General features: G+C 67.1%; 22 protein-coding genes and 1 tRNA gene. 15 read left to right on the top strand and 8 right to left on the bottom strand.

What is annotated here, in order from left to right:
- Positions 1-56: 56 nt before the first annotated feature.
- The 4 genes from G7078_RS01215 (at position 57) to G7078_RS01200 (ending at position 4,944) form a co-directional block, all read left to right on the top strand.
- Entirely contained in the window at positions 57-587 is a 531-nt protein-coding gene (locus G7078_RS01215; RefSeq protein ID WP_166092175.1) for a DUF4402 domain-containing protein, read from the top strand.
- A 151-nt stretch (positions 588-738) separates the two neighbouring features.
- Complete coding sequence (locus G7078_RS01210; RefSeq protein WP_166092173.1) at positions 739-1,251, top strand: DUF4402 domain-containing protein; 513 nt, start codon at positions 739-741, stop codon at positions 1,249-1,251.
- 171 nt (positions 1,252-1,422) lie between these two features.
- Positions 1,423-2,244 (top strand): fimbrial biogenesis chaperone, encoded by an 822-nt coding sequence (locus G7078_RS01205; RefSeq protein ID WP_166092171.1) that lies wholly within the window; start codon positions 1,423-1,425, stop codon positions 2,242-2,244.
- Between the two features lie 27 nt (positions 2,245-2,271).
- Positions 2,272-4,944: an MSCRAMM family protein gene (locus G7078_RS01200; protein WP_166092169.1), complete on the top strand. Its 2,673-nt coding sequence runs from the start codon at positions 2,272-2,274 to the stop codon at positions 4,942-4,944.
- 63 nt (positions 4,945-5,007) lie between these two features.
- Here the strand turns inward: G7078_RS01200 and G7078_RS01195 are convergent.
- A tRNA-Leu gene (locus tag G7078_RS01195) sits at positions 5,008-5,094 on the bottom strand.
- Between the two features lie 157 nt (positions 5,095-5,251).
- Here G7078_RS01195 and G7078_RS01190 point away from each other — a divergent pair.
- A complete protein-coding gene (locus tag G7078_RS01190) occupies positions 5,252-5,461 on the top strand; it encodes a hypothetical protein (RefSeq protein WP_166092167.1) in 210 nt (69 codons plus the stop codon).
- A 1-nt stretch (position 5,462) separates the two neighbouring features.
- Here the strand turns inward: G7078_RS01190 and G7078_RS01185 are convergent, their stop codons facing one another.
- A complete protein-coding gene (locus tag G7078_RS01185; RefSeq protein ID WP_166092164.1) occupies positions 5,463-6,341 on the bottom strand; it encodes a zinc-ribbon domain-containing protein in 879 nt (292 codons plus the stop codon).
- Positions 6,342-6,448: 107 nt separating this feature from the next.
- On the opposite strand from G7078_RS01185, the gene ftsE reads away from it, so the two are divergent.
- Genes ftsE through G7078_RS01160 form a run of 4 tightly spaced genes read left to right on the top strand, consistent with a single transcriptional unit; the run spans position 6,449 to position 9,238 of the window.
- The gene (ftsE, locus tag G7078_RS01180) at positions 6,449-7,159 is read left to right on the top strand and encodes a cell division ATP-binding protein FtsE (protein WP_166096010.1); all 711 of its coding nucleotides are present in this window, start codon (positions 6,449-6,451) and stop codon (positions 7,157-7,159) included.
- Entirely contained in the window at positions 7,156-8,016 is an 861-nt protein-coding gene (locus G7078_RS01170; RefSeq protein WP_206367457.1) for a cell division protein FtsX, read from the top strand. Before ftsE ends, G7078_RS01170 begins: the two co-directional genes overlap by 4 nt.
- Positions 8,013-8,546: a YdcF family protein gene (locus tag G7078_RS01165; protein WP_246166397.1), complete on the top strand. Its 534-nt coding sequence runs from the start codon at positions 8,013-8,015 to the stop codon at positions 8,544-8,546. Before G7078_RS01170 ends, G7078_RS01165 begins: the two co-directional genes overlap by 4 nt.
- Before the next feature lie 2 nt (positions 8,547-8,548).
- Positions 8,549-9,238 carry a lysophospholipid acyltransferase family protein gene (locus G7078_RS01160; RefSeq protein ID WP_166092157.1) on the top strand — a complete coding sequence of 230 codons (690 nt, stop codon included), beginning with the start codon at positions 8,549-8,551 and terminating at the stop codon, positions 9,236-9,238.
- Here G7078_RS01160 and pheT read toward each other — a convergent pair.
- Both pheT and pheS read right to left on the bottom strand, forming a co-directional pair.
- Complete coding sequence (gene pheT, locus G7078_RS01155; RefSeq protein WP_166092155.1) at positions 9,227-11,593, bottom strand: phenylalanine--tRNA ligase subunit beta; 2,367 nt, start codon at positions 11,591-11,593, stop codon at positions 9,227-9,229. The two genes, G7078_RS01160 and pheT, sit on opposite strands and share 12 nt — an antisense overlap.
- A complete protein-coding gene (gene pheS / locus G7078_RS01150; RefSeq protein WP_166092153.1) occupies positions 11,590-12,663 on the bottom strand; it encodes a phenylalanine--tRNA ligase subunit alpha in 1,074 nt (357 codons plus the stop codon). Before pheS ends, pheT begins: the two co-directional genes overlap by 4 nt.
- 60 nt (positions 12,664-12,723) lie before the next feature.
- Between pheS and G7078_RS01145 the strand changes: the two genes are divergently transcribed.
- Positions 12,724-13,635, top strand: coding sequence for a DUF5996 family protein (locus tag G7078_RS01145; RefSeq protein WP_166092151.1), 912 nt, complete (start codon positions 12,724-12,726; stop codon positions 13,633-13,635).
- On the opposite strand, the gene G7078_RS01140 is transcribed toward G7078_RS01145, so the two are convergent.
- Positions 13,632-15,041: a helix-turn-helix domain-containing protein gene (locus G7078_RS01140; protein WP_166092149.1), complete on the bottom strand. Its 1,410-nt coding sequence runs from the start codon at positions 15,039-15,041 to the stop codon at positions 13,632-13,634. The genes G7078_RS01145 and G7078_RS01140 overlap by 4 nt on opposite strands.
- A 130-nt stretch (positions 15,042-15,171) precedes the next feature.
- Between G7078_RS01140 and aceA the strand changes: the two genes are divergently transcribed.
- From aceA to G7078_RS01115, 5 genes are read left to right on the top strand one after another with little or no spacing between them, the layout of a single operon-like run.
- Positions 15,172-16,449: an isocitrate lyase gene (aceA, locus tag G7078_RS01135; protein WP_166092147.1), complete on the top strand. Its 1,278-nt coding sequence runs from the start codon at positions 15,172-15,174 to the stop codon at positions 16,447-16,449.
- Between the two features lie 11 nt (positions 16,450-16,460).
- Positions 16,461-16,658, top strand: coding sequence for a DUF4170 domain-containing protein (locus G7078_RS01130; protein ID WP_166092144.1), 198 nt, complete (start codon positions 16,461-16,463; stop codon positions 16,656-16,658).
- A complete protein-coding gene (gene aceB, locus G7078_RS01125) occupies positions 16,655-18,220 on the top strand; it encodes a malate synthase A (RefSeq protein WP_166092142.1) in 1,566 nt (521 codons plus the stop codon). Before G7078_RS01130 ends, aceB begins: the two co-directional genes overlap by 4 nt.
- Before the next feature lie 47 nt (positions 18,221-18,267).
- Complete coding sequence (locus tag G7078_RS01120) at positions 18,268-19,065, top strand: helix-turn-helix domain-containing protein (protein WP_166092140.1); 798 nt, start codon at positions 18,268-18,270, stop codon at positions 19,063-19,065.
- Between the two features lie 48 nt (positions 19,066-19,113).
- Positions 19,114-19,635, top strand: a complete 522-nt coding sequence (locus G7078_RS01115) for a CPBP family intramembrane glutamic endopeptidase (RefSeq protein WP_166092138.1) — start codon at positions 19,114-19,116, stop codon at positions 19,633-19,635.
- A gap of 3 nt (positions 19,636-19,638) precedes the next feature.
- Here G7078_RS01115 and G7078_RS01110 read toward each other — a convergent pair whose 3' ends face one another.
- The 3 genes from G7078_RS01110 to rpmI form a co-directional block, all read right to left on the bottom strand.
- Complete coding sequence (locus G7078_RS01110) at positions 19,639-20,187, bottom strand: hypothetical protein (RefSeq protein WP_166092136.1); 549 nt, start codon at positions 20,185-20,187, stop codon at positions 19,639-19,641.
- 96 nt (positions 20,188-20,283) lie between these two features.
- Positions 20,284-20,658, bottom strand: coding sequence for a 50S ribosomal protein L20 (gene rplT, locus G7078_RS01105; RefSeq protein ID WP_166092135.1), 375 nt, complete (start codon positions 20,656-20,658; stop codon positions 20,284-20,286).
- A 13-nt stretch (positions 20,659-20,671) separates the two neighbouring features.
- Positions 20,672-20,875, bottom strand: a complete 204-nt coding sequence (gene rpmI / locus G7078_RS01100; protein ID WP_166092132.1) for a 50S ribosomal protein L35 — start codon at positions 20,873-20,875, stop codon at positions 20,672-20,674.
- Positions 20,876-20,963 lie beyond the last annotated feature (88 nt).

Genomic DNA, 20,963 nt, shown 5'->3' with positions numbered 1-20,963 from the left:
CGCGGGCAGAACATGCTTAACGGTGTCTTAGGGTCTGTTGCTTACCACCCCGGACCATGGCGCCCCGTGTCGGTCTTTGTGGAATGCTCGCGATGGCGGCGGGGCTGGCCGTCGCAATGCCGGTGCCGGCCCAGGCGCAATGCCGGCTGTGCCGAACGCCGACCACCGACGCGCCGTCGCTCGGCACCAGCAAGAGCGAGATCGCGCTCAACGTCGAAGCCTCGCTCGATTTCGACCGGCTTGTCCTGTTCGGGCAAGGCGGCGGATCGGCGACCCTGCTGCCAAGCGGCGAACGCAGCGCCAGCGGCGGGATCACCGCGATCAGCGGCCGGGCCATGGTCGGCGCCGTGACCGTTCGCGGAGAGCCGGGCCGGGCGGTGCGAATCGACCTTCCGGACAGGCTCCGGCTCTATTCGCTATCGGGCGGAAGCATCGCCATCGACCAGATCGGAAGCGATCTTCCGCAGGCGCCCAAGCTCGATTCCAATGGCGCCTTGTCGTTCCGCTTCGGCGGCCGCTTGTCGATCGCCGGCGATGCCGAGGGCGACTATCGCGGGGACGTGCCGATCACCGTCGAATACCTGTAGGAAAAGACGGCTCCAAAACGGCGAAAAGCTTAGCGCCGCGTTTACCATGCTGTTGAGCAAAGCCGTAAGCGGCTGCGGTTAATGAGGCGATCACGGGTGACCGGACCAAGGTCGGGACAGCCGCGCTTTTGAACCAGTGGGGAAATATCAGATGAAAAAGCTCGTTCTCGCCGGCGCCTTTGCCGCGCTCGCTCTTACGGCAACCGGCGCCAACGCGGCCCCGGTTTCGGCTACCACCAATGCCACCGGCAAGGTCCGGATCTTGACTCCGCTCAAGCTGGAATCGACCCAGAACTTCGACCTCGGCACGATCGTCCTGTCGGGCCCGTCGGGCTTCTCGACCTCGGTCGGCCTCAACCAGGCCGGTGCGCTGACCTGCGACACCACCAAGGTCACCTGCTCGGGCACGACTTCGGTCGCCAAGTACAAGATCAACGGCACCCCTGGTGCGGTTGTCACCGTCACGGCCCCGAACGTTTCGCTCAGCAACGGCTCGGCCACGCTGACGCTGACGCTCGACGCGCCGGCAAGCGTGACGCTGACCAGCGCCGCGACGACGCTGGCCGGTGAAGTGTTCTCGATCGGTGGTTCTATCCCGGTGACCTCGGCGACCGCCGACGGCGTCTACACCGGCAACTTCAACATCAGCGCCGACTATCAGTAAGCGCTGTTGCCGATCGTCCGCGCGTTCGAAGCGCGGGTAAAGTCAGGGGCTGCCGGCAACGGCGGCCCCTTTTTACGTCTGTGCTGAACAGGGATGGTTGACCGAAAATAAACCATTCCGGTGCCAGAACGCCCCTTCGCTCCGAAATGGAGGAAGTGGGGGTTCGATCAGATGAAGCTTGCCTTGAACGTCGCCGCAGCCGTCGCGCTGCTGTCCTGCGCCTTGCCCGCGGCCCCGGCGGCCGCCGCCGTCGGCGACCTGCTGGTCGCGCCGACCCGCCTGGTGCTCGACGGCCGCAAGGGTGCGGAAGTCATCCTAAACAATATCGGCGACGAGCCGGCGACCTATCGCATCTCGGTCGAATTCCGGCGGATGTTGCCCGACGGGTCGCTGGAAGAAGTGAAGTCGCCGAGCAGCGCGGAACAGGCCGCGAGCAACATGATCGTCTATGCGCCGCGGCGGGTGACCCTCGCCCCGAACGAGCCGCAGTCGATCCGAATCAACGCGCGCGCCCCGCAAGGGCTGGCCGACGGCGAATATCGAGTCCACCTGCTGTTCCGCGCGATCCCGCCGGCAATCCCGGTCGCGCAGCAGGCGACCGCCGAAGCCAAGGGCGTCAGCTTCCGCCTGATCCCGGTTTATGGCGTCACCATCCCGGTCATCGTCCGGCTCGGCTCGCTGCAGGTGCAGGCGGCGATCAACAACGTCCGCGTCGCCGAGCGGGACGGGAAGCGCGCCATCGCGCTCGCGCTGACCCGCTCCGGCACGCGCTCCACCTTCGGCGACGTCAGGGTGCTGAAAAGCGGCATCAAGGATCCCATCGCGATCCAGCGCGCGGTTGCCGTCTACACCGACGTCAATTCGCGCGACGTCGTCATTCCGGTCGCCGAATCCTTCAAGGGCCAGCTCGCCGGCCCGGTCACGGTCCAATATATCGAGACGTTCGAGGACGGGTCGAAGACCCTCGCCGAAACGCAAGCGGTCCTCAGGTAAGCTGAAGGCGAGGCCGGGGGCCCCCTCATGCTTCGGACGCTCACCTGGCTCGGCAGAGCGGGGGCTTTGGCGCTGGCGGTTGCCGGCGCCTTTGCCACAGGTGCGGCTACGCCGGTGACCCAGGGCTGGGCGGCCGACCCCGACGACCAGTTCCTGCTCGACGTGAAGCTTCGGCAATACCGCCTTGGCGACGGGGTGCGCGCTTATGCGACGCCCGAAGGCACGTGCATCGTCTTTGGCGACTTCCTCGCCACGCTCGACGTGCCGATGAAGATCGACCTGACCGCGAAGAAAGCCAGCGGCTGGGCCTTCAAGGAGGCCAACGCCATCTCGATCGACGTCGGCAGCAACCAGGTGCGCTACGGCGGCAAGGCCGAAGCCCTGGCGCGCGGCGCGGTGCGGGAAACGCCTGAAGGCTGGTGCATCGAAAGCGCCGCCCTGGCGCGCTGGTTTGGCATCGGCGTCAGGCCAATGACGTCAGGATCGGTGCTGATCCTGGAATCGGAAGCGAAATTGCCCGTCGAGCTGGCGATCGAGCGCGAGAAGCGTTCGGCTTCGTTGAAGAAAGCCAAGCTCGACCTGTCGACATTGCCGCAGGTGCGCCTGCCCTATCGCATGTGGCGCGCGCCGGCGCTCGATTTCGTTGTCAGCGGCGGCCTGACCTATCGCGCCGACACTGGCGCCAAGGTCGATCGCCAGGCGTCGGTCTATGCGGCCGGCGAGCTTGCCCACTTGTCGTACGACGCGCAGCTGACGACCAGCCGCAAGGGGATTCCGTCGCAACTGCGGCTGCGCGCTTACCGGTCGGATCCCGACGGCCACCTGCTCGGCCCGCTCCAGGCGACCCATGTGGGCGTCGGCGACGTCAGCGGGTTCGAAACCCGGCTGACCGGGACGTCGGCCAGCGGGCGCGGCGCGGTCGTCACCAACCGGCCGCTGGTCAACCCCAGCAGCTTCGACCGCACCCGCTTCGAAGGCGACCTGCCATCCGGCTGGGACGCCGAACTGTATCGCAACGGGCAATTGCTCGGCTTTGCCCGGTCGGATTCACGGCAGCGCTATGTGTTTGAAGACATTCAGCTTCTTTACGGCGACAATGACTTCAGCGTGATCCTTTACGGTCCCCAGGGGCAAGTGCGGGCACGTTCGGAACAGATCAATGTCGGGCGCGAAAACGTGCCGCCGGGCAAGACCTGGTATTGGGCCGGGGTCAACCAGCCGGGGCGCGACGTCATCGGCCTTCGCGAGCAATCGCCGGACAAGCTGCTGCCGAAGACGCAGGCGACGATCGCGGTAGAACATGGCCTCGATGTGCAGACCTCGGTCGGCGCGCTTGCCCGTTCGATGCTGCTCGACGACGAGCGCGTGACCTTCGTCGAAGCTTCCGTGCGGCGCTCGCTTGGGCCGGCGCTGACGGAAGTTGCGCTTGCACGCGACGATCGCGGCGGCACGGCGATCCGCGGCCAGGTGCTGGCCAAGGTCGGATCGGTCAATTTAAGCGCGGAGGGCATCGCCGCCGACGATTTCCGGCTGGCCGGGCGGCCGCGCGAAACGGTCAAGCAAGGCCGCGTGTCGATCGATGCGCCGGTGCGGATCGGCCGGGCGGTAATTCCGGCTCACGCCGACGTGCGGCTGCGCAAGCGGTCGGACGGCAGCGGCGAACTGGAGGCCGCAACCCGGCTTTCCGCCAATATCGGGCGATTCAACCTCGCGTCGAGCGTCGGTTACAAACGCCAGTATCTCGCCGGGGCAAAGGCCCCGCCGGGAGAGGTCGTGACCGAGCTGATCGGCACGGGCCGGGTCGGCGACGTGCGCTTGCGCGGCGGCACCAGTTTCGAAATCACGCCGCATGCCCGCCTCCGCTCGACGGAGGTTTCCGCTTATTGGTCGGCTAGCGACCGTGTCGATTGGGAAGGGGCGGTGGCCTATGACGCAAGCCTGCATCGCAGCCGGGCGCGCGTCACCCATGTCCGGCGAATGGACGCCATGGCTTTCGCAGTAACCGGCGAAGCGGCGAGCGACGGCTCCTTCGCGCTCGGCTTCAACCTCAATTTCTCGCTCGATCCGGGAAGCGGGATGCGCCTGTCGCGCCAGCCGATGGCGCAGGCCGGAATCGTCGAAGCGCGCGTGTTCCGCGACCTCAACGGCAATGGCCTTCGCGAAACCGACGAGCCGGTCGAAAAGGGCGCGGTCATCACGACCGGGACCGTGGCGGCGCCAAAGGCGACCGACGCCAGTGGCTCGGTGGTGATTGCCGGCCTCACCGCCTTTACGCCGCTAGTCGTCGGGATCGACCGCGCCAGCCTCGACGATCCGCTGCTTGCGCCGAAAAAAGCGATGCAGGTGGTGGTGCCGCGGCCCGGTATCCCGGCCAGGGTCGATATTCCGCTCGTCGGGTCGGGCGATGTCGAAGGCTCGGTGGTCAAGAATGGCGGGCTCGGCTTCGAAGGCCTGGACCTTGAGCTGGTCGATGCCGCCGGCAAGGTCGTGGCGACCGCGCGCAGCGATTTCGACGGCTTCTTCCTGTTCGAAGGCGTGCCTTACGGCCAGTATCGGATCCGGGTGGCAACGGAATCGGCGACTGCCGGCGCGGTGGACGCCGAGCTTAATATCGACGCCGTCGTAACCCCGGACGCGCCCGTCGCCAGGGTCGGGGCAATCACCGTCGCCAAGGCGCTGAAGCTCGCTTCAACCCAATAGTCGTCCGAGACGACTTCGAATTCAGGACATTGGGCACGCCGGTAGGTCCGGCGGCGTCCATGCTGGTGCGGTCGAGAAGACTCGAACTTCCACGGCCTTTCGGCCACAACGACCTCAACGTTGCGCGTCTACCAGTTCCGCCACGACCGCACGTGCATGAAAGGTTGCGGCCGGATGGCCGCGACTGGCAAGGCGGCGCCTCTACCAAAGCCTCGGACCCGGCGCAACGCCGCTGTTCTGCTCCATTTTGGAACAATCCCTAACAAGACGTTTACCATTGCGCCGGCAGTTCGTTAGGCTGTCACTAATGATGGTCGTCTTCGCCCTTGCCGCGGCAGCCGCCGCCACGCCCTCTCCGCCGTCGCGGATCGTCGAGCAGGCGCGCGCGAGCGTTCGGATCGTCAGCGGGTCGCGGGTCAAGCTCGGGCAGGAAAGCGCCGAAGCGCAGCTCAGGAAGACTCAGTTCCGCGAACTGGACGGCACTCTGCGCCCAGCGAAACTAGTGGAATTCCAGTAAGTTAACCCCGGACGGGTCGACCGAAGGAGACGGCGATATCGTCGCCGCCGCTCGGCACGTCGACTTCCGCGCTGCTGAAGCTGGTGCTTCCGCCGGGCGGCAGGCTGGTCGCCGGTGGAGCGATCGTCCAGCTGTATAGGACCTTGCCGCCGGCACCGAGCAGCCGCGCCTGGATCGGCGGGATCCGCTGCGCTTCGGTGCTCGGATTGACGACGCGCCCGCTCACCACCAGCAATTCGTTGCCGCTGGCGAGTTTCTGTCGTCCGCCCTGGGCGGTGATTTGCAGCGGCGATGCACTGGCGCTGCCGAAGCCGATCGAGCGGCGCAGCGAATCCGGCGCGAGCAGCCAGAATGCAGCAGCGAGCGCGATCACGAGGACCAGGGCCAGAGCGACCGCCATGCCCCAGTTGCGGCGGCGGTCCTCCCCGGTCTCGTCGCGCAGCTCGTCCAGCTCGCGCGCGTCGGGGATTTCCTTTTCGGGATCGAACTCCCGCTCCATGTCGCGCCGGGAAACGATGTCCCACCCGTCATCGGTCGGAATTGGCACGGCCGAGGGCGCCTCGACCCCGGCCGGGCCGGGTGCGATCGGCGGAACCGTCGAAAAGCCCAGGCCGTCGTCGTCCGCCGGTTGTGCGGCCGGATCGTCGAACGATCCAGCGGCTGGCGCGGGTTCGGCCTCGGGAGCCATTGCCATCGGCTTCGGATCGCCCGCCGCCTGGGCGGTTTCGCCATTGTCCGCTTGAGCGGCCGCGTCGCCGCCTTCGGGTTGCTGGTGCCAGCTTTCACCGCAGGACGCGCACCGCACCTTCCGGCCCTGGGGCGGAATGGCGCCGTCTTTCACCGCATATTGCGTGCCGCAAGCCGGGCAGGTCAGGATCATGTCGCCTCGTACCTTCCCTCCGAGTGTACTCCGGGTAAACAGGAATGAGCGGGCGTTGGCAAGGCGGCGTCGGCTGTGCGAGAGAATGGTTGGGGAGGGCCGGTCAACTGACGCCGATCGTCGAGTTCGATAGTGTTGGCCTGCGTTACGGAACCGGCGCCGAGGTGCTTCGCGACCTCGACTTCCGCCTGGACCGCGGCCGATTCTATTTCCTCACCGGGCCGTCGGGCGCGGGCAAGACGTCGTTGCTGAAACTCCTGTACCTGGCGCAGCGCCCGACGCGGGGTCGGATCCGCCTGTTCGGGCAGGAATTGAGCGATGCGCCTCGTGAAGACCTGCCCGGTTTTCGTCGCCGTATCGGCGTCGTGTTCCAGGACTTCCGCCTCGTTCGCCACCTGACCGCCTTTGAAAATGTCGCGCTGCCGCTGCGCATCGCCGGCAAGTCGGAGCGGGACGTCGACGGGCCGGTTCGCGAGATGCTCGAATGGGTTGGGCTGGCCGACCGCGCCGGGGCCCGGCCGGCGACCCTGTCCGGCGGCGAGCAGCAGCGCGTCGCGATTGCGCGGGCGGTGATCAGCCAGCCGGAGCTGCTGGTCGCCGACGAGCCGACCGGCAACGTGGACGCCGACATGGCGTCAAGGCTGCTGCATTTGTTCAACGCGCTCAACGGGCTTGGCACGACAGTGGTGGTCGCCACCCACGACATCAACCTGATCGCCGCAAACCCCAGCGCGGAGCGGCTGCGGCTGGAGGGCGGGGCACTCAATGACCCGACCGGGGGCCTGAAGAACCCGCCGCGCCGGACGGCGCCGGCATGATCGCCTCCGCCGAACGCCGGCTGTTGCCGTTCGAAGGCTTCCACCTGCCAAGCGTGGCGGTGGTCGCGATCATGGTCTTTGCGATGATCGTCGTCGGGGCCGCCGGGCTGGCCTTGTCACGGGCCGCCGGCGCGATCGCCCAGGGCGTCGAGCATCGCGTCGTCGTGCAGCTTGCCGACCCGTCGCCGGGCCAGCTTGAAGCGGCGACACGGGCAGTGCGCAAGGCGCCGGAAGTGGTGGTTGCAGAGCCGATCCCCGAGCAGGAGATGCGGGAGACGCTGCGCCGCTGGATGGGCGATGCAGCCAACGTCACCGACCTGCCGGTGCCCGCTTTGATCACTCTGCAATTGCGGCCGGGCGCCGACGTCGCCGGGCTTCGGAAACGGGTGCAGGACCTGGCGCCGGGATCGTCGCTCGTCGCCGAAAGCAGCGAGCTTCGGCCGTTGCTCGGATCGCTTCGGATGCTGCAATGGCTGGCCTTGTCGCTGGTCCTCCTGATCTTCTTCGCGACCGCCGCCGCCGTCGTCCTGGCCGCGCGCGGCGCCTTCGACACCCACCGCCCGACGATCGACGTGATGCACGGCATCGGCGCCACCGACAGCCAGTTGACGCGGCTGTTCCAGCACAAGATCGGGCTCGATGCAGCGGTCGGGGCGGTGGCCGGAAGCCTTGTCGCCGCGCTTTCCCTCCTGCTGATCGGCGGCTCCGGCGCAGCCTTTGCCGGCGACATGTTCGGCACGGCGCCGCTCGGCACGCGCGAATATGCGGTGCTTGCCGCCTTGCCCCTCATCGCCGTCATCCTGGCGGTCGCGGTTGCGCGATGGACGGTGCTCAGGGCATTGCGACAAAACCTGTGATCGCTCGCTTCCTCGCCTTCCTGCTGCTGCTTTACGCGCTCGGCTTCATCCTGTTCGCGGTGACGCTCGGGCGTCCCGCCACCGCGGGCAAGACCGATGCGGCGGTCGTGCTGACCGGCGGCAGCGGCCGGATCGAACATGCGATGGACGTGCTGTTGGCCAAGAAAGCCCGGCGGCTGCTCATTTCAGGGGTCGACCCGTCGGTGACCAAGCCCGACCTGGCGGCAAGGCTGGGGAAGAAGCGGAGCCGGCTGCTCAATTGCTGCGTCGACCTGGACAGCGTCTCCGTCGACACCAGGTCGAACGCGGAGGAAACCGGCCGCTGGCTCGACAAGCATGGCTATCGTTCGTTCCGGCTGATCACCAGCGACTGGCACATGCGCCGCGCGCGCTACGAATTCGCCCGCGTGCTCGACGATCGCTACGAAGTCGTCCCGGATGCGGCGCGGACCCAGCCGTCGTTCCTCACGCTGTTCGCGGAATATAACAAATATCTCCTGCGCCGGGTCGCGGTGCTGCTGGAGCTTTGATCGTGCGGCTGCTCCGCTCCATCCTCTACGCGGCGATCTTTTATCCGGGGACGGCGCTGTTCGTCCTCGCCGGCATTTCGGCGAGCCTGTTCGGTACCGCGCCGATGCGCGGGGTGGTGCACGGCTGGTGCGACTTCAATCACTGGCTCGCGCGGCACCTGCTGCGCATCCGGGTCGCGGTGCAAGGACAGGTGCCGGAAGGCGGCTACCTGATCGCGGTCAAGCACCAGTCGATGTTCGAAACCACGGAAATGATGCGGATCGCGCGAACGCCGGTCGTGGTGCTGAAGCGCGAATTGTCCGACATCCCGCTCTTCGGCTGGCTGACCCGCCGCTATGGCGTCATCGTCGTCGACCGCGACGCCGGCGCGAAGGCGCTTCGGGCGATGATGCGCGAAGCCCGCGCCGCCAAGGAAGCCGGCCGGCCGGTGATGATCTATCCCGAAGGAACCCGAGTCAGGCCGGGGGAGACGCCGCCGCTGGGCGCCGGTTTCGCGGGGCTTTATCGCGCGCTTGGCCTGCCCGTCGTGCCGGTGGCGATGGACAGCGGCCGGCTGTGGGGCCGCGGGCTCGTCAAGCAGCCGGGCACGATCCATTTCGTGGTTGGCGACGCCATTCCCGCCGGCTTGCCGCGCGACGAAATCGAGCGGCGCGTGCATTCGGCAATCAACGCGCTGGAATCAGCCGCGTAGCCTGGCGCCAAGTTTCTCGGCGGCGGCGACGATGCGCTGCGAGATTGCGCCGATCTGCTCGTCCGTGAAGCTCTTCTCGCCCGGCTGCAGCGAGACTTCGAAGGCAAGCGACAGTCCCTCGCCGCCTTCGAAGCGGTCGAACAGCCGAACCGATACGATCGCGTCCTTGTCGGCGCCGCGGATCGCCCTGGCCAACGCATCGGCGGTCAGCCCGGCCGGCACGAAGAAAGCGAAATCGCGGGTGACCGGCTGCAGCGCGGGCGGCGCGAAGCGGGCACGGGTGCGGCTCGAACTGCGCGGCGCCGGAATTGCGTCGAGATAGATCTCGCCCGCGACCAGCGGGGCCGGCGCATCGAGCGTCCTGGCCAATTGCGGGTGAAGCTCGCCGAAGCTCGCCAGGATCGTCTTCGGCCCCAGGCCAAGGCGGGCGGAACGGCCGGGATGCCAGTTGGGCCCAGCGTCGGCCAGCACTTGGAGGTTGGCGACCGGCGCTCCGGCGGCTTCGAGCAAGGCCAGCACGTGCGCCTTCGCGTCGAACGCGTCGAACGGCTGCGCCTTGCCCGACTGCCAGTCCCGATCTGCCTTCTGGCCCGACAGGATGAAGGTCACCGTCGGGCGTTCGGCATCGGCGAGGTAACGCCGCCCGATTTCGACCAGCCGGATGCTCGCCGAACCGCGATTGGCGTTGCGCCGGGCCGCGGCGACCAGGCCCGGCAGCAGCGACGGCCGCATGATTTTCAATTCTTCGCTGATCGGGTTGGCGACCCGCCATGCGGCATCGAATGGGGCGGCTTCGGCTTCGGAGACGAAGCTCCAGGTCACGGCCTCGTCCAGGCCGAGCGTCGCGGCGGCACGGCGAACCTTCCGCTCGACCCGCTGCGACGGCGTCGCGGTGGGCCTGGCCACGCCAGCTACGCGCTCAAGCGGGGTCGATGGGATGGACTCATAGCCCTCGATGCGGAGTACTTCTTCGACCAGGTCGGCAGTCCCGTCGATGTCGCGCCGCCAGCTCGGCGCCCGGACCCGGTCGTCGCCGACGAATTCAAAGCCGAGCGACAGCAGGATCGCGCGCTGTCGGTCAACCGGCACATCGAGCGCGCCCAGGCCAAGCGCCCGCTCGGGCCTGAAGGCGATCTCCGGCTGGTCGAGCGGAGGCTTGCCGATATGCAGCGCTTCCGACGCCTCGCCGCCGCAATGCTCGAGGATCAGGCCGGTCAGAATCTCCAGCGCGTCGCCGAGGAACGCCGGATCGACCCCCCGCTCGAAACGGGTGCGCGCATCGCTGGTCAGCGCCAGCTGCTGGCCGGTGCGGGCGATGCGGTCCGGCGCGAAGTACGCGACTTCGAGCATCACTTGCGTCGTGTCGGGCGACAGGCCGGAGTCCTCGCCGCCCATGATCCCGGCGATGTCGTGAACCCGGCGTTCGTCGGCGATCACCGTCATCGACGGGTCGAGCGCATATTCCTTTTCGTTGAGCGCGAGCACGCGCTCGCCCTCCCTCGCTCGGCGGGCAACCAGCGCACCGTCGAGCTTGGCGACGTCGTAAGCGTGGCTTGGGCGGCCGAGGTCGAGCATCACGTAATTGGTGATGTCGACGATGGCCGAGATCGGCCGCTGGCCCGCCGACTTGAGCCGGCGCTGCATCCATTCGGGGCTGCTGCCGTTGCGCACGCCGCGGATCGCGCGACCGAAAAAGGCGGGGCAGCCCTCCTCATCCTCGATACGGATTGCGATCGGCGAGGCGAACCTGCCTTCGATCTGCGGGACCGTCAGCGGCTTGAGCTGTCCAGCGCCGGCTGCGGCGAGGTCGCGGGCGATCCCGCGCACGCCCATGCAATCGGCACGGTCGGGCGTGATCGCGACGTCGAACACCGGATCGTTGAGCTCGGCAAAATCGGCGAAAGCGGCGCCGATCGGCGCGTCGGCGGGCAGTTCGATGATCCCGTCATGCTCATCGCCGAGCTGCAGCTCGCGGACCGAACACATCATGCCATTGCTCTCGACGCCGCGGATAGCCGCGACCTTGAGCGTCATGTCGCTGCCGGGGACGTAGGCGCCGGGCGGGCCGAACACGCCGACCATGCCGGCGCGGGCGTTGGGCGCGCCGCAGACGACCTGGATCGGCGCTCCGTGGTTGATTTCCGGGCCGGCATCGACGGTGAGGACTTGCAGCTTGTCGGCCTGCGGATGCTTTTGCGCCGTCAGCACCCTGGCCACCTTGAACGGCGCCAGCGCCTCGGCCCGGTCAGTGACCGCTTCAACCTCAAGGCCGATGGCGGTCATCCGTTCGGCCAGCGCCGCCGCGTCCGCTTCGGTGTCGAGGTGCGCTTTCAGCCAGGAGAGCGAGAACTTCATGCGCCCACCCCGCCGGACAATGTCGGCACGTCGAGTGCGCGGAAGCCGTAATGCTTGAGCCAGCGCAGGTCGCCGTCGAAGAAGGCGCGCAGGTCGTCCATGCCGTATTTGAGCATCGCCAGCCGGTCGACGCCGGTGCCGAACGCAAACCCCTGCCACTCGTCGGGATCGAGCCCGCAATTGGCGATGACCTTGGGATGCACCATCCCGGAGCCGAGCACCTCCATCCAGCCCTCGCTTCCGCCGACCACCCGCCGGCCCTTTTCCATCGACCAGCCGACGTCGACTTCCGCCGAGGGTTCGGTGAACGGGAAGTAGGACGGGCGCATGCGCAGGACGATGTCGTCGCGCTCGAAAAAGGCCTTCAGGAAGGTTTCAAGCGTCCATTTGAGGTGGCCCATGGTGATGTTGCGGTCGATCACCAACCCTTCGACCTGGTGGAACATCGGCGTGTGGGTCGCGTCGCTGTCGGAGCGGTAGACCCGGCCGGGGGCGATGATCCGGATCGGCGGCGGCTGCGACGTCATCGTGCGCACCTGCACCGGCGAGGTGTGGGTGCGAAGGACGTGCAGCTCGGCGGCGTCGGAACCGTCGATCCGCTCGCAATAGAAAGTGTCCTGCATCGCCCGGGCCGGGTGGAATTCCGGCATGTTGAGGGCGGTGAAGTTGTGCCACTGATCCTCGATTTCCGGCCCTTCGGCGACCGCGAAGCCAAGGTCGGCGAAGATTTCCGCAAGCTCGTCCAGCACCTGGCTGACCGGGTGCACAGTTCCTACCGCAAGGTCGGTCGCCGGCAGCGACAGGTCGATCTTCTCGGTCGCCAGCTTGCGCTCAAGCTCTGCCTTTTCAAGCGCGGCCTTGCGCTGGGCGAGGGCAGCGGTGACTTGCTCGCGCAACGCATGGACGTGCGGCGCCTTGGCAGTCCGCTCCTCCGGGCTCATCGACCCCAGGGACTTGAGCTGCGCGGTGACGCTTCCGGACTTGCCCAGCGCGGCGACGCGAAGTTGCTCAAGCGCGGCTAGATCGGGCGCTTCGCCAATCGAGCGGGTCAGGCTTTCGGCATCATTCATGGCGCGCGGCTTAGCCTTGGCGCGGCGCAAAATGCAAAGCCGCGTGCTACATCGCCGCCGATGAGCGATTGGCCCAAGCTCGATCCGGCGCGCGATCACGACACGTTCGCGCTGCTTCACCTCGTCTCGCAGATGCTCGGCAAGATCCGGGTCGCCCATGCGCCGTGGGTGAACCACGGGTGGCACGCGACCCTGCGCCCGACCGCCAGCGGACTTGCGATCCTGCCGACCGCCGCAGGCGATGGCCGTACGTTCACGCTGGCCATCGACCTGTGCCGGCATCGCCTGGCGCTGGCCGTCAGCGATGGATCGCGCGCGGCCATCGGCTTCGACGGCAAGAGCATTGCCGAGCTCCATGACGAGCTTCGGGCCCTGCTCGACCGGCACGGCCTGCCTTCGACGTTTCACGGACGGCCCAATGAGATCGCCGATGCGACACCCTTTGCACAGGACCGGCGGCCAAGCCGTTACGACCCCAAAGCGGCGCTTGCGCTCCATCGCGCGCTGCAGGCGATGGTCCCGGTCTTCGATCGCTTTCGCGCCGGTTTCATCGGCAAGACCAGCCCGCTCCATTTCTTCTGGGGCAGCTTCGACCTGGCGGTGACCCGTTTCTCCGGCCGCTCGGCGCCGGCGCATCCGGGCGGCGTTCCCGGGCTTCCCGACCGAATCACCCGGGAAGCGTACAGCCACGAGGTTTCGAGCGCCGGTTTCTGGGCAGCAGGCGCCGTCGAGGCGGAGCCGTTCTTCTACAGTTACGCCTATCCGGAGCCGGCGGGCTTTCGCGACCGGCCGCTCGATGCCGGAGGCTGGAACGCCGACTTCCAGGAATTCACGCTGTCCTACGATGCGGTTCGCGCGGCGGCCGATCCCGAGGCCTTGCTCACCAGCTTTCTGCAGGGAAGCTACGAGGCAGCGGCCGAGCTTGCGCAGTGGGATCGCACCGCGCTCGAGCGCGAACCGGTCGCGCCCTAGACAGCGAGGAACGGGTAGGGCGAGATGGTCTTGCGATTCTCGTGCACCGCAAGCATCCGCCCGGCCGGCGCCGTCGCGCGATAAGCGCATTGCATGCGCGGGCAGACCGCACAGGCCGGGCCGACCGGAGTCGCCGGCGTGTTCACCAGGTCGAGGCCGTCGGCATAGGCAATCCGCGGCGCGTAGCGGACGTCGCACCCAAGGCCGACCGCAAGCAGCGCATCGTCGCGAAGGTCGGGGCGGATCGGTCGCTCGATGGTTCGGCTGATGGTGAAGAAGCGCTGCCCGTCCGGCGTCTCGATCAGTTGCCGGATCGTCTGCCCGGGCGTCTGGAAGGCGGCGTGCAGGTGCCAGCGCGGGCAGGTGCCGCCGAAGTGGGAAAAGGGGAAACTCTCGCCCGCGTAACGCTTAGAAATGTTTCCGGCCGGGTCGACCCGCAGCATGAAGAAGGGAACCCCGCGCGCGCCGGCCCGGCCCAGAGTCGTGACCCGGTGCGCGATCTGTTCGATGTTGGCCCCGAACTGGCCGCACAGCCGATCGAGCGCGTAGCGATGCTCCTCGGCGGCGCGCAGGAACTTGCCATAGGGCATCATGATCGCGCTCGCCGCATAGTTGGCGAAGCTCATGTGCAGAAGTCGCTTGCTGCCAAGGTCGGGCGGGCGTGCAGCGTCGACCATTCGGTCGAGGATATGGGAAAATTCCAGCAGCGAGAGCTGGTAGGCGAGGCCGAAGGTGCGGTTCTCCGGCCGCAGCAGCGCCGATAGCATCAGCGTGCGGCGCTGGGCATCGTAATGCTGGCTGGCATCGTCCAGCTGCTCGGGCTCGACCACCCGCGCCTCGACTCCGAACGCTTCCTTCAGCCGCCGCCGCAACGGCTCCGCGATCGACAGGGGATCGCCAAGCCCCTGGCCGAGGGTCTCGGCGCTTTCTTCAAGCTCCGGGAAATGGTTGCGCTGCGCCTGAATGTAATCGCGCACCCAGGTTTCGGGCGTGATCAATGCGCGCGGATCGCCGCCCGTCTCGCTGGTCGGCTGGCGCTGCAGCTCACGCACCGCGGTGTAGAGCCGGACGACCGCATCGGCCACGCTGGGCGCATTGTCCGAAAGCTCGACCAGTTCGGACCGCGCGACGCCGAGGTTGGACAGCATCGGATCGGCGAAGATCTCGCTAAGCTGGTCGGCGCTCGCCGAATCCGCGCCTTCCGCGGCGAATTTCTTGACGTCGATGTCGAAGGCTTCCGCAAGCCGCAGAAGGACGCCCGCCGTCACCGGCCGCTGATTGCGCTCCAAATGGTTGAGGTAGGATGCGGACACGCCAAGCTCCGCGGCCATCGCGCTCTGGTTCAAGCCGCGCTCGCGCCGCAGCCGCTTCAGCCTCGGCCCGAGGAAGAGTTTGCGCCCAGCCATGTTGTGAAGTTGTCAACATCTTCACAGCTTTGGCAAGTCGCGACCTGACATCTCCGCCATTTTTTGTGCAGCATTTGCAAGTTCGTTGCTGTTTGTTGGCGGCGAGCAGCAAAGCGGAAAGGCAACCCACATGGCGGATTTCAGCGACGTCGTCCCAGCGAGCATTAGGCGGTTCGAAGGCATCGAGCGGCCCTATTCCGTCGACGACGTGCTTCGGCTGCGCGGCTCCATCCCTGTCGAGCATACGCTGGCCCGCCGCGGTGCGCTGCGCTTGTGGGAATTGCTCAACCAGGAAGAGCCGGTGCGGGCGCTTGGCGCGATGTCCGGCAACCAGGCGATGCAGATGGTCCGCGCCGGGCTCAAGGCCATCTACCTGTCGGGCTGGCAGGCGGCGGCGGATGCCAACACCGCCTGCGCCATGTATCCCGACCAGTCGCTGTATCCCGCGAACACCGGGCCGGAGCTCGCCAAGCGAATCAACCGCGCGCTGCAGCGGGCCGACCAGATCGAGCATATGGAAGGGGGCGCCAAGCGCGACTGGTTCGCGCCGATCGTGGCCGACGCGGAGGCCGGCTTCGGCGGACCGCTCAACTGCTTCGAGATCATGAAGGGCTATATCGAAGCGGGCGTCGCGGGCGTTCACTTCGAAGACCAGCTCGCCAGCGAGAAGAAGTGCGGCCACCTTGGCGGCAAGGTGCTGATCCCGACCAGGGCCGCGGTCCGCAACCTCGACGCCGCGCGGCTTGCCGCCGACGTCTCGGGCGTGCCGACCATCCTGGTTGCCCGCACCGATGCGGAGAGCGCCAAGCTGCTGACGTCTGATGTCGACGAGCGCGACCGGCCGTTCATCACCGGCGAGCGCACGGCGGAGGGCTTCTATCGCCTGCGCGACGGCACCGGCCTCGACAATTGCATCAGCCGAGCGAAGGCGTTCGCGCCGCACGCCGACCTGCTGTGGTTCGAAACCAGCAAGCCGAATCTTGAGCAGGCGCGGACCTTCGCCGAAGCGGTGCACCGCGACTTCCCCGGCAAAATGTTGGCCTACAATTGCTCGCCCAGCTTCAACTGGGAGGCGAACCTAGACCGCGACACCATCGCCAGGTTCCAGCGCGAGCTCGGGGCGATGGGCTTCAAGTTCCAGTTCGTTACCCTGGCCGGCTTCCACAGCCTCAACCATTCCATGTTCCAGCTGGCGAGCGGCTATCGCGATCGTGGCATGGCGGCTTATTCGGAACTGCAGCAAGCCGAGTTCGCAAGCGAAGCCGACGGCTACACCGCAACTCGTCACCAGCGCGAGGTCGGCACCGGCTACTTCGACGCCGTGGCCACGGCCGTCTCCGGCGGCGAATCGTCGACCACCGCACTCAACGAATCGACCGAAGCGGCGCAGTTCGCCGCAGCCGAATAGGGAGCAAGCATATGGGACAGCGTTTCTGGGTCGTCGGCGGCCACTATGCGGACTGCCGGTTCACCGAACTCGAACCCGGTACCGAAAAGGTGCATGGGCCGTATAACGACGAGCTTCACGCCCGCATGGAGTGGCAGCGCCTGACCTTTCGCGATCATTGCACGGCGACCGAACGCTATTCGATCTGCATCGAGCCTGCCGCGCGATGAGCACGATCCTCGAAACGCCGATTGCAGCCGAGCCTTCGGCGGTTCGAGGCGCAAGTGACATATTGAGCACCGACGCGCTCGACCTTCTTCTTGAGCTTCACCAGCGCTTCGACGGTCGGCGGCGGTCGTTGCTCGATCGGCGCCTCGACCGGCAGGAGCGCTTCAATCGCGGCGAGCTTCCGGACTTCCGCGAGGATATGCGCGACCTTCGCGCGGCGGAGTGGCGAGTCGGCGCGATCCCGAGCGACCTTCAGGATCGCCGGGTCGAAATCACCGGCCCGACCAACGCCAAGATGGTGATCAACGCGCTCAACAGCGGCGCGCGCGTGTTCATGGCCGATTTCGAAGACGCGACCTCGCCGGTCTGGGACGAGTTGGTCCAGGGCCAGGTGAACCTGCGCAATTACTGGCTCGGGCGGCTGGATCATACCGACCCGGCGAGCGGCAAGCACTATCGGGTTGGCGACCAGCCGGCGGTGCTGATGGTTCGCCCGCGCGGGCTCCACCTGCCCGAAGACCATGTCACCGTCGATGGCCGGCCCGTTTCCGGCGCATTCTTCGATTTCGCGCTCTACGTCTGGCACAACGCGCGCCGCGCGCTGTCCGCGGGCTCGGGGCCGTACTTCTACATCCCGAAGCTCGAAAGCATGGAGGAAGCGGCGCTGTGGAGCGACGTGTTTGCGCTGGCTGAGGACCGGCTCCGGCTCGAGCGCGGGACGATCAAGTGCACCGTACTGATCGAGACGCTGCCGGCGGCGTTCGAGATGGACGAGATACTCTATGCGCTGAAGGAGAACATCGTCGGGCTCAACTGCGGCCGCTGGGACTACATCTTCAGCTACATCAAGCGGCTCGGCCGTACGCCCGACCGGCTGACCCCCGACCGCTCGGCGATGACGATGGATAAGGCATTCCTCGCCGCTTACTCGCTGCGTCTGATCGCCACCTGCCACCGCCGCGGCGCCTTTGCGATGGGCGGGATGAGCGCCTTCATCCCCGTAAAGGGCGACGAGGCGGCGAACGCCGGTGCGATGGACAAGGTGCGGCAGGACAAGCTGCGCGAAGTTCGCAACGGCCACGACGGCACCTGGGTCGCGCATCCGGCGCTGGTATCGGTTGCGCTGGAAGCCTTCGAGGCGATGGACGGACCCAATCAGCTTTCCACGATGCCTGAGCACCTGCCTGGCCGCGACGAGATGCTGGCGATGCACGAAGGACCGCGCACCGAGGCCGGCGCGCGCGAGAACATTCGCGTCGGCGTCCAATATCTCGCCGCTTGGCTCGGCGGCAAAGGCGCGGTGCCCCTCTACAACCTCATGGAAGACGCCGCGACGGCGGAAATCAGCCGCACCCAGCTGTGGCAATGGCTGCACTTCGGCGCCGACCTGGACGATGGGCGCCGCTTCGACCGCGATCTGTTCGACCAATTGTTCGACGAGGAAATCGGCCTGCTGCAGGAGGTGCCGGACATCCAGGAAGCGGCGGAGCTGTTCCGGGAAATGGTCTTTGCGCGCGAGCTGGTCGAGTTCCTGACCCTGCCGGCGTACGAACGGCTGCTGTAGGAGGATCCGGCTGACTCCTCCGGCTTTGGGCTGCTAGACTGGGCGCGATGACCGTCCGCTTCGACTATCTGACGCAGTTGCCGGCGCAGCGCACCACGCCGGGCGCCAGCAGGATCATCCTCTCGAACCTCGAGCGCTGCGACTATGAAGTCGAATCGTCCCCGTCCGGAATCAACATCGTTCTCGACGGCGAGGAGACCTATGAGGTCGAAGGCGCGCGGATGCGAGTCCGCGCCGGGGAAATGATATTGATCTCGGCCGGTCACAGGCTGCGGGTGGTGTTGGAACGGCGCGACGGCAACCGCGCGATTTGCGTCTGTCTTCCAAGCGTCGACCTGCCCGCGCCCGCCGTCGTCGTCAGCGCCGCCAATTCCGATCTGGGCCGCTACCTGGCCGCTGCCGGTGACGTCGGCGCGGCCGCGATGATCGCGGCGACGGCGCAGCAACTGCCGCGCCTCGCGGAAACGGTCGGGCGGCAGTTTCGCGCCATCCCGTCCCGTCGCTGGCAAACCAGCCAGCGGGTGCTGCAGCAGGTCGACCGCGCCGCGGCCTACCTGAAGGCCGACATCGACCAGCCTGCCGACCTCAAGCGGCTGGCCGACACGGCCGGCATGTCGGTCCACCATTTCGCCCGCACCTTCGCGGCGGTTTACGGCTGCCCGCCGGCGCGCTTCCAAGGGCGCGTGCGGATGGAGCAAGCGGCGGCGGCGCTGATGTCTGGCACGAGCGCGGCGGCCGCGGCGGAGCGGTTCGGTTTTGCCGACCAGGCGTCCTTCACCCGCGCCTTTCGCCGGCACAAGGGGATCAGCCCGGCCGCCTGGGCCCGCTCTCAAGCGCGCGAATAGCAAGATCGGTCAAAGCGGCGCAGGGCCGGCGTGGCTAGGCAGGGCGGCATGAACCTGGCCATCCCCGCGATTTACAAATTCCTGATCCCGGCCGTCGGCTGCCTGATCATCTTCCTTCGCTTCGGCAAGCGGGACATCCTTGCGCCGGCGCTGTTCTGGCCGCCGGCGAGGCAGGTAGCGCTATGGTGCGCGCTAGCCCTGGCCTGGATGCTGGGCACGGACTTCCTGGTCAATTGGCGCGGCCCATTCGACTTCGCGCCGTGGCAGGCGCAACCGTTGATGGACAGCGTGTTCCGGGTGCTTGGGGTGGCGGTATTCGGCCCGGCGATGGAGGAGCTGATCTTCCGCGGCTTCATGTTCGGCCGGCTGCTGAAGACGCCCCTGGGCGCGGCCGGGACGATCGTGGCGACCGCCGCCGTCTGGGCCGCGATCCACTGGGACTATTCCCCGCTCGTCATCGGGATAATCTTCATTCAGGGCCTGCTGCTGGGATTGGCCCGCTGGCGCACCGGATCGGTATTCCTGCCGATCGTCATGCACTGCCTGTGGAATCTCTACGCCGTCTGGTAGGCCTCAGCGCTTCAGCCCGCGCTTCGCAATGTCCGCCTCAAGCTGCTCATCGCACTTCATCAGCTCGTTCATCAGCCCGTCCGGCGACCACAGCTCGGCCTGGCTCTGCTGGCTGCTCTTCGCATAAGCTTCGAGGGGATACGCCTTTTGCAGGCGATCGAATTCGGCCTGTTCGGCCGGGGTCAGCTTGTCCGGAACCCGGCTTGCGAAAGCGGCGAAGATGGCGTGGTCCGGACCGGCATAAAAGGCGGTCAGCCGCTTCAACTGCGCATCGCCAAGCCGGCGAGCGCTCGAACGCAGCGCGCTGGTCACGGCGGCATCCTGGGCGGTCCGCTGGCACGTCGCCGAGCCCTCAAGCGCGGCCTTCACCTCCGCGCCGCGCCCGGGGTTGAGCGCGGCCAGGCGACTCAGCTCGGCGGCGTCGATCTCGCTCTTCCTGGTCGACGTCGATGGCGGGAGCGCGGCGATGAATGCGTCGATGGTGGCTTCGCTCGCCGGCGCGACCGGATCGGCGGCGGCGGCGAGCGCCAGCCAGGCAAACAACGGCAACATGCTCAAACTCCCCCTCGCGCAAAGACGCCGTCTACCAAATACGAAAAAGGGCGCCTCGGTTGCCCGGGCGCCCTTCTTCAGATGGAGAGCGGAGCCTTAAGCGGCTTCGCCCTCCTTCGGCAGCGCGGCTTTCGCCTGGGCGATGATCGCGCTGAATGCTTCGCCTTCGTGCATCGCGATGTCGGCCAGGACCTTGCGGTCGAGGTTGATGTTCGCAAGCTTCAGGGCGTGGATGAACGTGCCGTAGGTCATGCCTTCGGCGCGGACAGCCGCGTTGATGCGCTGGATCCACAAGGCGCGGAAGGACCGCTTTTTCACCTTGCGGTCGCGATAGGCGTACTGGCCGGCCTTCTCGACGGCTTGGCGGGCGATCCGGATCGTGTTCTTGCGACGGCCGTAATAGCCCTTCGCCTGCTCCAGGATCCGCTTGTGCTTGGCGCGCGTGGTTACGCCGCGTTTGATGCGTGGCATGTCTTAGCGCTCCTTACTTCAGGCCGTACGGCGCCCACAGCTTCACCGTCTTCGTGTCGGCGTCGCTAAGGACCGTGGTTCCGCGGTTCTGGCGGATATACTTGGCGTTGTGGCTGATCAGCCGGTGACGCTTGCCGGCAACGCCGTGCTTCACCTTGCCGGTCGCCGTGAGCTTGAAGCGCTTTTTGACGCCGCTCTTGGTCTTGAGCTTGGGCATTTTCGTCTCCTTGTGTGCCCTCCGCTTGCGGCGGACGGCGACGTTTCTCACCCGACACGGCAGCCCTCACTGGCCGGCCCGGTGGTTT

This window comes from Sphingomonas sinipercae (assembly GCF_011302055.1).
GTDB classification, from domain to species: Bacteria; Pseudomonadota; Alphaproteobacteria; order Sphingomonadales; family Sphingomonadaceae; genus Sphingomicrobium; species Sphingomicrobium sinipercae.
The sequence above is the reverse complement of the archived record's forward strand: the minus strand, read 5'-3'. Positions and strand labels throughout refer to the sequence as shown.

Coding starts and splice junctions, on each gene's coding strand:
- G7078_RS01120 (WP_166092140.1), top strand. CDS start 18,268: ATGACCGTCCGCTTCGACTATCTGACGCAGTTGCCGGCGCAGCGCACC.
- G7078_RS01145 (WP_166092151.1), top strand. CDS start 12,724: ATGAGCGATTGGCCCAAGCTCGATCCGGCGCGCGATCACGACACGTTC.
- G7078_RS01205 (WP_166092171.1), top strand. CDS start 1,423: ATGAAGCTTGCCTTGAACGTCGCCGCAGCCGTCGCGCTGCTGTCCTGC.
- G7078_RS01140 (WP_166092149.1), bottom strand. CDS start 15,041: ATGGCTGGGCGCAAACTCTTCCTCGGGCCGAGGCTGAAGCGGCTGCGG.
- rpmI (WP_166092132.1), bottom strand. CDS start 20,875: ATGCCCAAGCTCAAGACCAAGAGCGGCGTCAAAAAGCGCTTCAAGCTC.
- G7078_RS01210 (WP_166092173.1), top strand. CDS start 739: ATGAAAAAGCTCGTTCTCGCCGGCGCCTTTGCCGCGCTCGCTCTTACG.
- pheT (WP_166092155.1), bottom strand. CDS start 11,593: ATGAAGTTCTCGCTCTCCTGGCTGAAAGCGCACCTCGACACCGAAGCG.
- aceA (WP_166092147.1), top strand. CDS start 15,172: ATGGCGGATTTCAGCGACGTCGTCCCAGCGAGCATTAGGCGGTTCGAA.
- G7078_RS01170 (WP_206367457.1), top strand. CDS start 7,156: ATGATCGCCTCCGCCGAACGCCGGCTGTTGCCGTTCGAAGGCTTCCAC.
- G7078_RS01110 (WP_166092136.1), bottom strand. CDS start 20,187: ATGTTGCCGTTGTTTGCCTGGCTGGCGCTCGCCGCCGCCGCCGATCCG.
- aceB (WP_166092142.1), top strand. CDS start 16,655: ATGAGCACGATCCTCGAAACGCCGATTGCAGCCGAGCCTTCGGCGGTT.
- G7078_RS01185 (WP_166092164.1), bottom strand. CDS start 6,341: ATGATCCTGACCTGCCCGGCTTGCGGCACGCAATATGCGGTGAAAGAC.
- G7078_RS01115 (WP_166092138.1), top strand. CDS start 19,114: ATGAACCTGGCCATCCCCGCGATTTACAAATTCCTGATCCCGGCCGTC.
- G7078_RS01215 (WP_166092175.1), top strand. CDS start 57: ATGGCGCCCCGTGTCGGTCTTTGTGGAATGCTCGCGATGGCGGCGGGG.
- rplT (WP_166092135.1), bottom strand. CDS start 20,658: ATGCCACGCATCAAACGCGGCGTAACCACGCGCGCCAAGCACAAGCGG.
- G7078_RS01200 (WP_166092169.1), top strand. CDS start 2,272: ATGCTTCGGACGCTCACCTGGCTCGGCAGAGCGGGGGCTTTGGCGCTG.
- pheS (WP_166092153.1), bottom strand. CDS start 12,663: ATGAATGATGCCGAAAGCCTGACCCGCTCGATTGGCGAAGCGCCCGAT.
- G7078_RS01130 (WP_166092144.1), top strand. CDS start 16,461: ATGGGACAGCGTTTCTGGGTCGTCGGCGGCCACTATGCGGACTGCCGG.
- G7078_RS01190 (WP_166092167.1), top strand. CDS start 5,252: ATGATGGTCGTCTTCGCCCTTGCCGCGGCAGCCGCCGCCACGCCCTCT.